The sequence below is a fragment of the Streptomyces phaeochromogenes genome (assembly GCF_001418655.1).
Classification (GTDB): Bacteria; Actinomycetota; Actinomycetes; order Streptomycetales; family Streptomycetaceae; genus Streptomyces; species Streptomyces phaeochromogenes.
This window is the reverse complement of record NZ_LIQZ01000011.1, coordinates 1-11,732: the sequence shown is the minus strand read 5'-3', so window position 1 is coordinate 11,732 and position 11,732 is coordinate 1. Positions and strand designations below refer to the sequence as shown.

The window sequence follows — 11,732 nt, the reverse complement described above, 5'->3', positions numbered from 1 at the left end:
ACCACTACACGCTCAGCGCCTCCCGCACCGACCGCTCCGCCTCCTGCCCGCCCTTGCCGAACGACGTGACCCGGCCGGCCTCCAGGACGTAGTACCGCTGCGCCGCCCGCATCGCGAAGCCGACATGCTGCTCGACGAGGAGCACCGAGAGCCCGCCGCGGGCGGCCAGCGCGAGGATCGTCTCCTCGATCTCGGCCACGACCGAGGGCTGGATGCCCTCGGTCGGCTCGTCGAGGAGGAGGATCCGAGGCTCCGTCACCAGGGCCCGGGCGATGGCCAGTTGCTGCCGCTGGCCGCCGGAGAGCAGCCCCGCCCGCCGCCCCGACAGAGTCCTCAGGGCGGGGAACAGGTCGAGCGCCTCGTCGATCGCCGCCCGGCCGCGCTTGCGTCCGTCCGCGACCAGTTGGAGGTTCTCCGCCGTCGTGAGATGGGGGAAGGCCTGCTGGCCCTGGGGCACGTACGCCATGCCGCGCGCCACGCGTTCGTGGGGCTTGCGACGGCTGATGTCCTCGCCGTCGAGACGGATCGCCCCGCTCGACGGGGTGAGCAGTCCCACGGCCGCCCGCAGCAGCGTGCTCTTGCCCGCGCCGTTGTGCCCGAGCACCGCGGCGACGCCGTCGTCCGGCACCTCCACGGAGACTCCGTGCAGGACGAGACTGCGGTGGTAGCCGACCCGGATGTCGTCGATCTCCAGCTTCATGTCGGCCTCACGCCTCCTGTTCCTGTACGACCGCACTCGGCGCGGTGGCGCCACTCGCGGGCTCGGGCTCTTCAGGCAGCATCAACTCGGCGTCCTGGACCGCCGCGTGCCCGAGGTACACCTCCTGCACCTTGGGATCGGCCTGCACCTCGGCCACCGTCCCCTCGCTCAGCACCTTGCCCGCGTGCAGCACACTGACGCTGCGCGCGAAGGACCGCATGAAGTCCATGTCGTGCTCGATGACGACCACGGTCCGCTCCTCGCTGATGCGCTCCAACAGCTCACCCGTGGCCTGCCGTTCGTCGTGGCTCATCCCGGCGACCGGTTCGTCGAGCAGCAGCAGCCGTACGTCCTGGACGAGCAGCATGCCGATCTCCAGCCACTGCTTCTGCCCGTGGGCGAGCGTCCCGGCGGGGGAGTCGGACAGCTCCGCGAGCCCGACCGTCTCCAGCGCACGCGCGACGGGCTCCGGCAGTCCCTTGCGGCGCCGCAGCATCGTCAGCATGCCGCGTCCGGCACCGGCCGCGATGTCCAGGTTCTGAAGGACCGTCAACTCCTCGAAGACGGTAGCCGTTTGGAACGTACGGCCGATCCCCGACCGGGCGATGGTGTGCACGCTCCGCCCCAGCAGCTCCGTGCCGCCGAAGAGCACGGAGCCCTCGGCCTTCACGAGACCCGTGACGGCGTCGACGAGTGTGGTCTTGCCCGCGCCGTTCGGCCCGATCAGGAAGCGCAGATCGCCCGGCCGCACGTCGAGGTCCACCCCGTCGACCGCGGTGAACCCGTCGAAGGACACCCGCAGTCGGCGTATCTCAAGACCCGAGAGTTCACTCATGCTGCGTCTCCAAGAGCACTCATGCTGCTTCTCCAAGAGGAAGGGCAGGCGTCTTCTCCCCGGTCCCGTCACCGGCTGCGTCGCCGGTCGCGCGCGAGGACCTGCGCCGCCGTACGATCCCCACCAGCGAGGCGAGACCACCGGGCAGGAACGCCAGGGCCACGATGAACAGCAGCCCCTGGAAGTAGGTCCAGGCGGCCGGGAACTCCTCCGACAGTGCCGTCTTCGCCCAGGCCACCCCGACCGCGCCGAGCACCGCGCCGACCAGGCTCGCCCGGCCGCCGACCGCGGCACCGATGACGAACTCGATCGACGGCACGATGCCGATCATTGCGGGGGAGATGATGCCGACCGCGGGCACGAACAGCGCGCCCGCGAGCCCGGCCATACCGGCCGCCACGACGTACGCGACGAGCTTCACGTTCGCCGGGTTGTACCCGAGGAAGCGCACCCGCTCCTCCGAGTCCCGGACGGCGACGAGGAGTTCGCCGTAGCGGCTGTGGATCAGCTGCCGGGCGAGGGCGATCAGCAGCAACAGCGCGGCGGCGATGATGAAGTACACCATCCGCTGGTTGACCGGGTCGTTGAGGTCGTAGCCGAAGAAGCCCTGGATGTCGGTGAGTCCGTTGGTGCCGCCGGTCGTGGCCTGCTGGCCGATCAGCCAGATCGCGAAGGCCGCGGCGAGCGCCTGGCTGAGGATCGCGAAGTACGCGCCCTTCACCCGGCGGCGGAAGATGAACGAGCCGAGGATCGCGGCGACGGCCATCGGCAGCAGCACGGTCGCGGCGAGCGCGAAGAGCGGGTTCTCGAACGGCCGCCACCACCAGGGGAGTTCGGTCGCGGTGCCGTACAGCTGCATGAAGTCGGGAAGGTTGCCGGGACCCGCGTCGGCGATCTTCAGATGCATCGCCATGGCGTAGCCGCCGAGCCCGAAGAACACACCCTGCCCGAGCGTGAGCAGCCCGCCGCGGCCCCAGGCCAGACAGATGCCGACGGCGACCATCGCGGTGCACAGGTACTTGGCGAGCAGCCCGAGCCGGAAGTCCGAGAGTGCCAGCGGGGCCACGGCGAACAGGGCGAAGCCGGCCGCGGCGAATCCGGCCCAGGCGCGCGCCGACCGGCCTTTGAGCAGGGGCAGCAGGGTCATACGAGACTCCTCGTACGCAGCGTGTACAGCCCCTGGGGCCGCCACTGGAGGAACGCGACGATGGCCACGAGGACGAGCACCTTCGCGACGCTGACGGTGGTGGAGTATTCGAGGACGGACTGCAGGACGCCGAGGACGAAGGCGACGATGACCGTTCCCTTGAGCTGTCCGATGCCGCCGACCACGATCACCAGGAACGCGTCGATGATGATGTTGGTGCCCATCGTCGGACCGATCGGACCGACCAGCGTCAGCGCGACGCCCGCGACACCCGCGAGCCCGGACCCGATGAAGAACGCCGTCCGGTCCACCCGCGAGGTGGAGATGCCTGACACCTCGGCCAGATCCCGGTTCTGCACGACCCCGCGGATCCGGCGGCCGAGCGGGGTCAGTCGCAGCGTCAGCGACAGCGCGACCACGGCCGCGATCGCCAACCCCAGAATGAACAGACGGCTGTTGGCGAAGGTCAGCGGATCGTCGCCGCCGATGACGGTGATGTTCCCGGTGAGCAGATCGGGCGCGCGGGTCTGCACGTTCGGCGCGCCGAAGATGTCCCGGGCCGCCTGCTGGAGCATCAGCGAGACACCCCAGGTGACGAGCAGGGTGTCGAGGGGCCGCAGATACAGCCGCCGGATGAGCACCCACTCAAGGAGCGCGCCGAGAGCGCCGGCGACCAGGAAGGCGACCGGCAGCGCGACGAGCAGCGAGAGGCCCGCGCTGGAGATGGACTTCTGGAGGACGTACGTGGTGTAGGCGCCGGCCATGATGAACTCGCCGTGGGCCATGTTGATGACGTTCATCTGGCCGAAGGTGAGCGAGAGACCGAGCGCGATGAGCAGCAGGACGGCACCGATGCTGATGCCGGTGAAGGTCTGACCGAGGATCACGGTCATACGGCGGCTCCGGGGAGGCGGGACACGGGGCCGACCCTCTCTTCAGAAGGCCGGCCCGCACGTGACGGTCGGTCAGGAGAGGCCGGAGGCCCAGTCGTAGCCCTTCAGGTACGGGTCCGGCTTGATCGCCTTGCCGGAGTCCCACACCTGCTCGATCAGCCCGTCGGTGCCGATCTTCCCGATCCGGGCGGTCTTGTAGATGTGCTGGCTCGCGCCGTCCACGGTGACCTCGCCCTCGGGAGCGTCGAACGTGATGCCGTCCGAGGCCGCCTTCACCTTCTCCGGGTCGAAGGACTTGGCCTTCTCGACCATCGCCTTCCACAGGTAGACCGAGGTGTACGCGGCCTCCATCGGGTCACTGGTCGGCTTGTCCTGGCCGTACTTGGCCTTGTACGCCTTCACGAACTTGGTGTTCGCCTCGCCCGCGGTCGTCTGGTAGTAGTTCCAGGCCGTCAACTGGCCCGCCAGATACTGCGATCCGATCGACTTGACCTCCTCCTCGGCGATCGACACCGAGACCACCGGCATGCTCTTGGCGGTCAGGCCGGCCGACTTGTACTCCTTGAAGAAGGCCACGTTCGAGTCGCCGTTGAGGGTGTTGAACACCGCGTCGGCCTTCGCGGCCTTCACCTTGTTGGCGATGGTGCTGAACTCGGTGGAACCCAGCGGCGCGTAGTCCTCGCCGAGCACCTTCATGCCATTGGCCTTCGCGTACGCCTTGATGATCTTGTTGGCGGTACGCGGGAAGACATAGTCGCTGCCGACGAGGTAAATGCTCTTCTTGCCCTGGCTCTTGAGGTAGTCGAGCGCCGGGACGATCTGCTGGTTGGTGGTGGCACCCGTGTAGAAGATGTACGGGGACTCCTCAAGTCCCTCGTACTGCACGGGATAGAACAGCAGTGACTTGTTCTTCTCGAAGACGGGCTTCACGGCCTTGCGGCTCGCGGAGGTCCAGCAGCCGAAGGTGGCAGTGACCCGGTCCTCCTTGATGAGTTTGTTCGCCTTCTCGGCGAACGTCGGCCAGTCGGAGGCGCCGTCCTCGCTGATCGGCTTGACCTTCTTGCCGAGCACTCCGCCCGAGGCGTTGATCTCGTCGATGGCCAGCTTCAGCGAGTCGCGTACGGTCACCTCGCTGATCGCCATGGTGCCGGAGAGCGAGTTGAGCAGCCCGACCTTGACCGTGTCGCCGCTCGTGTCGGCCTTGGCGGCCGCGTCGGACGAGCCACCCTCGGCGTCGGTCTTGGCGCCGCACGCGGAGAGCACGACGACGGCGGTGAGCGCGGCGGCGCCCGCCATCACCCGGCGTCGGGAAGGACCGGACCCCTTGAAACCCCTGAAACGGCTGAAGTCACTGGAACCGCTGGACAAAAGAACCCCCTCGGGCTGGGAGGACAACCTCCTCCTGAAGTGCGGTCCACAGCCTCAAGTCACCCTGTTTCGATGGTGTTTCGCGGTACTTTCCCAGCGGTATCTTCCGGCTCTCATCGGGCAACAAAAAATGCCCGGGGCGGAATTCTTCGCATGAATTCACAGTTCGCCCGAGGCATTCTAATTACTTCCTGCGGGAAGTATCTTCGCGGAAGCGCGAGCATGTCAAGGCCGGGTTTCGTGAAGATCCAGCTGGGCCACGACGTCGAAGTCCACGCCGTCCGCCCGCGCGAGGTAGATGCGCTGGCGGACATGGCTGCCGCGCAGATGCAGCAGCCCGCGCGGCCCCTCGTACGAGACGGTGTCCGCCGCCGCGCCGATCGCGGAGACGTCGAGGGTCCTGGCCCGGTCGATGAGCGCGGCCAGCAACAGGACGCCCTCGTAACACGATTCGCCGAGGCTGCCGAGGACCGGCGCCTCGACCCCGTACCGTTCCGCGTACTGGCCGTGGAAGTCGAGGGTGTCCTGGTTGGCGAGGGAGGCGAAGAAGCCCGCCGTGCTGTAGAGCCCGGCGGTGGCCGTGGGGCCGCTCGCCATCAGCATGTTCTCGTCCATCAGGGTGCTGAGCCGAAGGCACCGCTCGTCGAGGCCGGACGCGGCGAACGCCCGGTTGAACCGGACGGCGTCGCTGCCCACGAGCAGCATGAGCACGGCGTCCGCCTCCGACCGCTCGATCCGCCGCAGCACCCCGTCGAAGTCGTGCGTGCCCAGCGGCAGATACGCCTCCGCGCAGATACCGCCGCCCGACTCGCGCGCGTAGTGGTGCGCCGCCCGGGCCGTACGGCGGGGCCACACATAGTCGTTGCCCACGACGAACCACCGGCGCACCCGGTGCTCACGGGCCAACAGCCGCATGGCGGGCCGCAGTTGGTCGTTCGGGGTCTCGCTCGTCAGGAACACCCCGGCCGTGTCCTCGCCACCCTCGTACAGCGCCGTATACACGTACGGCACGCGGTGGGCGATCCGCGGGGCCAGCTGCTGTCGTACGGAGGAGATGTGCCAGCCGGTGACGCCCTGCACGATGCCGAGGTCGACCAGTGCCTCGACGTTCTCGGCGATGCGGTGCGGTTCGGCGCCGCCGTCGACCGGCAGCAGCCGCAGCTCCTTGCCGAGCACCCCGCCCGAGCGGTTGACCTCCTCCACGGCGAGCCGCGCGCACAACTCGCACGTGGGCCCGAAGATCCCCGCGGCGCCCTGCATGGGAAAGACCAGCGCCACGCTGACGACCGAGTCGTCTGCCGTGAACCAGTCGAGCGGAGGCGGGTCGAGCCGGACCATGAGGGCATGATTCCGGGAACACCCGGTGAACTCCAATCCGTCTCGGGGTACGGTCCGCGCCCGCGGGCGCCGAGAACCTGGACTTGATGGGCGTGCGGCGGTCGGGGCCTGACACCTGGTGCGCGCGTGCGGCGGCAGATGTGGGAGATCCCTGTGGGAAGCGGGACTTGTACGATGTGCTGACCCCCCGGGAGCGAGGAGAAGGATGCCGACCCCACCTCCGCGTCGGTCTCAGGACCTCATGCACCTCTTGACGCGGGCCGAGCGACTGGCGGCGCGCCGGCTCCAGGCCGCCCTGGACGAGCACGGCTGTTCGCTCGACGCCTGGCGTGTGCTCTCCCTGCTCGCCGACGGCGAGGGCCACCCGATGGCGGCGGTCGCCGAGGCGGCCTTCCTGCCGCCCCCGACCCTCACCAAACTGGTCGACCAGCTCGTCGACCAGAACCTCGTCTACCGACGCGTCGACCCCCTGGACCGGCGCCGCATCCTCGCCCACCTCACCCCGCGCGGCGAGGACCACTGGCGGCGCGTCGACCGCGAGGTCCGCGCCCAGTGGCCCGTCCTCAGTGACGGCGACGACGAACTGCTGCGGGGGCTCCTGCACCGGCTGGCGGACACGCTCGACGGGGCGGCGGCCGAGTCCTCCGTGTAGGCGTCGGCCGCCGGAGGGCCTCGCCGCGCGTGGCCGTTGCGCCCTCGGTGTGATCTGTGACGCTCATGGCCACTTGCTTCGCGTGGTGCGGAATCATGATGCCGTATAAATGGTTGGCATATACATCGAGCTTGTCGCTCGACCCGACCGCTCGACCCCCACCGCACGCGGGCCACCGGCCCGCTCCGACCAGCGAGGCACCGTGAACCAGCCCACCCCCGAGCAGCCCGCCGACGTCGTGGCCCGGCTGCGCGCCACCTTCCGCTCCGGCCGCACCAAGCCCGTCGTATGGCGCACCACCCAGCTGCGCCGCCTGCGCGAGCTGCTCACCGCGCACGGCGAGGAGCTGGCCGCGTCCCTCCATGCCGACCTGGGCAAGAGCTCCACCGAGGCGTTCCGTACCGAGATCAACTTCGTCGTGCGGGAGATCGACCACACCCTGGAGCACCTCGACGAGTGGCTGCGCCCCGAGTCCGCCCCCGTCCCCGCGCACCTCGGCGAGGACGCCACGGCCTGGACGCAGTACGACCCCCTCGGCGTCGTCCTGGTCATCGCGCCCTGGAACTACCCGGCGCAGCTCCTGCTCGCGCCGATGCTCGGTGCGCTCGCCGCCGGCAACGCGGTCGTCGTCAAGCCCAGCGAGCTGGCCCCGGCCACCTCCGCCTTCGTGGCCCGGCGTCTGCCGGAGTACCTGGACACCGACGCGGTCGCCGTCGTCGAGGGCGGTATCCCCGAGACCACGGCCCTGCTCGCCGAGCGCTTCGACCACATCTTCTACACCGGCAACGGCACCGTCGGCCGCATCGTCATGACCGCCGCCGCCCAGCACCTCACCCCGGTCACCCTCGAACTCGGCGGCAAGTCCCCGGCGTTCGTCGACCGGGACGCCGACCTGTCCGTCGTCGCCGACCGCCTCGCCCGCGGCAAGTTCCTCAACGCCGGGCAGACCTGCGTGGCCCCCGACTACGTACTCACCGACCCGGAGACGGCCCGCGCCCTGGAACCGGTTCTGGCCAAGGCGGTCGAGGGCCTGTACGGGTCCGACGCCGCCACCTCCACCGAGTACGGCCGGATCATCAACGAGCGGCACTTCGACCGCCTCAGCGGGCTGCTCGACTCCGGCCGTGTCGTGGTGGGCGGTGGCAGTGACCGCGCCACGAAGTACATCGCGCCGACCGTTCTGGCCGACGTGGACCCCGATTCGCCGGTCATGGGTGAGGAGATTTTCGGCCCGGTCCTGCCGATCGTGACCGTGCCGGGGCTCGACGAGGCGGTCGAGTTCATCAACGACCGGGACAAGCCGCTGGCGCTGTACGTCTTCACCGAGTCCGACGTCACGCGCGAGCGGCTCGCTGCCGAGACGTCCTCCGGCGGCCTCGGCTTCGGTCTGCCGCTCGCCCATCTCACCGTCTCCGACCTGCCGTTCGGCGGTGTCGGCGAGAGCGGCATGGGCAACTACCACGGCCGCTACTCCATCGAGACGTTCAGCCACCGCAAGGCGGTGCTGGAGAAGCCGCTGGGCTGAATCGGAGCGGCCACGGGGCGGGTTGACTGGTCTACACCCTTGACTGGTCCAGACCAAGGGAGTTGAGTGTGCATCATCACCCCCCACCACGGCCGCCCCGTACGTCGTGGCCGGTCACACCGGCCTGCGCGCACAAGGTTGCGCTTCGCTCTGCCCGCGTACGGGCGCGGCCGTGCTCCGTGAAGGAGTTGGTCCTGTGTCGAGGCGTCGTATCTCCGCGTTCGTGGCCGCGCTCATGCTCGCAAGCGCCGCGCCGGTGCTCCTGCCGGCGTCGAGCGCGTCCGCGGCGGCCTGTTCGAGCTACCCGAGCTGGGTGGCCGGCAAGTCCTACGTCACCGGCAACATCGTCCGCTACACCGACGGCAAGGCGTACATAGCCGAGCACGACAACCCGGGCTACGACCCCACCATCAGCACCTGGTACTGGGAGCCGTACGCCTGCGACGGAGGATCAGGCAACCCCTCCGGCTTCGTCGTGAGCGAGGCGCAGTTCAACCAGATGTTCCCGGGCCGGAACTCCTTCTACACGTACAGCGGGCTGAAGGCCGCGATGAGCGCCTACCCGGCCTTCGCGAACACCGGCAGCGACACGGTGAAGAAGCAGGAGGCCGCGGCCTTCCTCGCCAACGTCAGCCACGAGACCGGCGGACTGGTCCACATCGTGGAGCAGAACACCGCCAACTACCCCCACTACTGCGACTGGGGCCAGTCGTACGGCTGCCCGGCAGGCCAGGCCGCCTACTACGGCCGCGGACCGATCCAGCTCAGCTGGAACTTCAACTACAAGGCCGCGGGCGACGCGCTCGGCATCGACCTCCTCAACAACCCCTGGCTCGTGCAGAACGACGCCGCCGTGGCCTGGAAGACCGGCCTCTGGTACTGGAACACGCAGAACGGCCCCGGCTCGATGACCGGCCACAACGCCATGGTCAACGGCGCGGGCTTCGGCCAGACGATCCGCTCCATCAACGGCTCGCTGGAGTGCGACGGCAAGAACCCCGCCCAGGTGCAGAGCCGGGTGAACAACTACCAGCGGTTCACCCAGATCCTCGGCACGACGCCGGGCAACAACCTGTACTGCTGAGGTACCGCCCGGGTATCCCCGGCGGCCGTGGGGCGGCGGCTCGATGTCGCCGCCCTGTCCGGCCGGTCGGACTATTGACCCGTACATACCAAGCCGATTGAGTGTCCCGCGCAGACCCCCCATTTCCCGGCTGCCGTTTCCGGCGCCGTCGCGCTGCTGAAAGGGACCCCTACCGACATGCGGATGCATCGCCCCCTGCTCGCCCTCACCGCCGCCGGAGCGGCACTCACCTCCGTCCTGGCCGCTCCCGCCCACTCGGCGGCGGTCCCGACGGGGGGAGTGTTCTACGTGCAGAGCGCTGTCACCGGTCTGAACGCCGCCGACAGCGGGGGAGCGGTCGTCCAGCGCAACCCCAAGGGCAACGAGGACCGGCAGCAGTGGACGCTCCGGTCGAGCGGTTCCTCGTACGTGCTGGAGAGCACCGACACGGCGGGCAGTTGCCTCGGCCGCTCCGGCGGTCAGGCGAGAACCGTCGCCTGTACGAGCGGCGACGCCCCGTGGGAGATCACGGCGACGGGGACCGACCAGTACCGGCTCAAAGTCCCGGGCGCCGACCAGTACTTGACGGTCGCCGCGAAGCCGTCCGGCTCCAACTACCCCGCCCAGCTGACCCTGGGCGCGGCGGGGAACCTGTCCTCCTGGTACCTGACTCCCACCACATCCCCGACCTCCCCGATGCCGTCCCCGGACCAACGCACCCTGGACCAGGTCACGTTCCTCACGTCCCACAACGCGTACGCGAACGGTGTCGACGGCGGATTCGCGCCACCCTTCGTCAACCTCGTCCCGAACCAGAGCCGGGGAATCAACCAGCAACTCACCGACGGTGTACGCGGGTTCATGCTGGACATCCACCAGACCTCCGACGGCGCGATCCTCTGCCACAACAGCTGCACCCTCGTCAGCCGGCCGGTCGCGCTGTGGGTGGACATCCAGCGCATGGTCGACTACCTGAGGGCGAACCCGAACGAGTTCGTCACCGTCTTCCTGGAGGACTACGTCGACCCGGGCGTCCTGCGCAGCGAACTGGCCCGGGTGAACGGCCTGTCCGACGTGCTGTACCGCCCCGACCAGACCGGCGTCCGCACCAACGGCTGGCCGAAGATGTCGGAACTCATCGCCGCCAACGACCGCCTCCTCATCTTCACGGACCACAGCCGCTCTGCCGACCAGTCCGCCGGACTCACCCGCGACAGCTTCGGCGTGATGTACCAGCGCGAGTGGACCGTCGAGAACTACTGGTCCATGGGCTCGGGACTCGGCGGCTCCGACTGGTCCTGCTACAGCCGCTGGTACGACGCCAACAGCAACGTCCCCCTCACCGCCACGGCGCCGCCCTTCCGGCCGCTCTTCGTCATGAACCACTTCCGTGACGCGGCGATCGCCTCCACGGCCACCACCGACAACACCAAACTCGCCGACCGGGCCCAGCGCTTCTGCCAGCCCGCCGCCCGCAAGAAGCCCAACTTCCTCGCCGTGGACCGGTACGACCTCGGCAACCCGGCATCGGCGGTGTCGACGCTCAACGGCTACACGTACTGACCCCTCTCGCCGAGTGGGCCCGTCGCCGCGCTCGCGTAGCGGCGGGCCAACTGCCCGAAGGCGTCGCGGAGTTCGGCCGGGCCGACGACCTCGATATCGGCGTCGAACCTGCCGATGTCGGCGGCCAGGCCGGGCCACGACCATGACCCCAGTACGAGTCGGCAGCGGTCCGGACCGAGTTCCTCGACGACTCCGTCGCGGGAGTAGTGGGACACCTCGGAGGCGGGGAGCCCGAGGATCACCTCGCCGAGGCAGGGCCAGTCGCCGGAGCTGCCGGAGCCGTCGGAACCCCGGAACCGGCCCGCCACGAAAGTGGCCACATCGCCGCCGGGCAGCTCGCGCGGGGTGAACCGGGGCCCGGTAGGGACGCGCGGGGTGATCCGGTCGGCGCGGAAGGTGCGCCAGTCCTCGCGGTCCAGGTCCCAGGCGACCAGATACCAGCGCCCGCCCCAGGTGACGAGGTGATGGGGCTCCGCCCGGCGCGGTGCGGTCATGGCGGGATCGTCGTCACCGGCACCCGGTGGGGAGGCGTAGTCGAAGCGCAGCACCTCGCGGGCGTGGACGGCGGCGCCGAGTGCCATGAGTACGCCACTGTCGACCTGAGACTCCGGGTGGGGCGTCGCGGATCGCCCCACCCGGAGTCTCAGG

The 11,732-nt window shown here is 69.3% G+C and carries 11 protein-coding genes; 4 read left to right on the top strand and 7 right to left on the bottom strand.

Annotated elements, in window-relative coordinates:
• Positions 1–4: 4 nt before the first annotated feature.
• The 6 genes from urtE to AOK17_RS01645 all read right to left on the bottom strand — a co-directional run bounded on the left by urtE (position 5) and on the right by AOK17_RS01645 (position 6,281).
• Complete coding sequence (gene urtE / locus AOK17_RS01670; RefSeq protein WP_055610442.1) at positions 5–700, bottom strand: urea ABC transporter ATP-binding subunit UrtE; 696 nt, start codon at positions 698–700, stop codon at positions 5–7.
• Positions 701–707: 7 nt separating this feature from the next.
• Positions 708–1,535 (bottom strand): urea ABC transporter ATP-binding protein UrtD, encoded by an 828-nt coding sequence (urtD, locus tag AOK17_RS01665; protein ID WP_055610441.1) that lies wholly within the window; start codon positions 1,533–1,535, stop codon positions 708–710.
• A gap of 19 nt (positions 1,536–1,554) precedes the next feature.
• Positions 1,555–2,682, bottom strand: coding sequence for an urea ABC transporter permease subunit UrtC (gene urtC / locus AOK17_RS01660; RefSeq protein WP_055610440.1), 1,128 nt, complete (start codon positions 2,680–2,682; stop codon positions 1,555–1,557).
• Complete coding sequence (gene urtB / locus AOK17_RS01655; RefSeq protein ID WP_055610439.1) at positions 2,679–3,575, bottom strand: urea ABC transporter permease subunit UrtB; 897 nt, start codon at positions 3,573–3,575, stop codon at positions 2,679–2,681. Before urtB ends, urtC begins: the two co-directional genes overlap by 4 nt.
• A 72-nt stretch (positions 3,576–3,647) precedes the next feature.
• Positions 3,648–4,871, bottom strand: a complete 1,224-nt coding sequence (gene urtA / locus AOK17_RS01650; RefSeq protein ID WP_055610438.1) for an urea ABC transporter substrate-binding protein — start codon at positions 4,869–4,871, stop codon at positions 3,648–3,650.
• Positions 4,872–5,168: 297 nt separating this feature from the next.
• Positions 5,169–6,281, bottom strand: a complete 1,113-nt coding sequence (locus AOK17_RS01645; RefSeq protein WP_055610437.1) for a substrate-binding domain-containing protein — start codon at positions 6,279–6,281, stop codon at positions 5,169–5,171.
• Positions 6,282–6,486: 205 nt separating this feature from the next.
• On the opposite strand from AOK17_RS01645, the gene AOK17_RS01640 reads away from it, so the two are divergent.
• From AOK17_RS01640 to AOK17_RS01625, 4 genes are all read left to right on the top strand, one after another.
• Positions 6,487–6,933, top strand: a complete 447-nt coding sequence (locus AOK17_RS01640; protein WP_055610436.1) for a MarR family winged helix-turn-helix transcriptional regulator — start codon at positions 6,487–6,489, stop codon at positions 6,931–6,933.
• Positions 6,934–7,042: 109 nt separating this feature from the next.
• Complete coding sequence (locus tag AOK17_RS01635) at positions 7,043–8,458, top strand: aldehyde dehydrogenase family protein (protein WP_079052735.1); 1,416 nt, start codon at positions 7,043–7,045, stop codon at positions 8,456–8,458.
• Between the two features lie 196 nt (positions 8,459–8,654).
• On the top strand, positions 8,655–9,542 hold the full coding sequence (locus AOK17_RS01630; RefSeq protein ID WP_055610434.1) for a glycoside hydrolase family 19 protein: 888 nt from the start codon (positions 8,655–8,657) through the stop codon (positions 9,540–9,542).
• A 177-nt stretch (positions 9,543–9,719) separates the two neighbouring features.
• Positions 9,720–11,084, top strand: a complete 1,365-nt coding sequence (locus AOK17_RS01625; RefSeq protein WP_055610433.1) for a phosphoinositide-specific phospholipase C-related protein — start codon at positions 9,720–9,722, stop codon at positions 11,082–11,084.
• Here AOK17_RS01625 and AOK17_RS01620 read toward each other — a convergent pair.
• Positions 11,072–11,732 (bottom strand): helix-turn-helix transcriptional regulator (locus AOK17_RS01620; protein ID WP_157881264.1); only part of this gene is annotated, 661 nt, incomplete at its 5' end. The genes AOK17_RS01625 and AOK17_RS01620 overlap by 13 nt on opposite strands.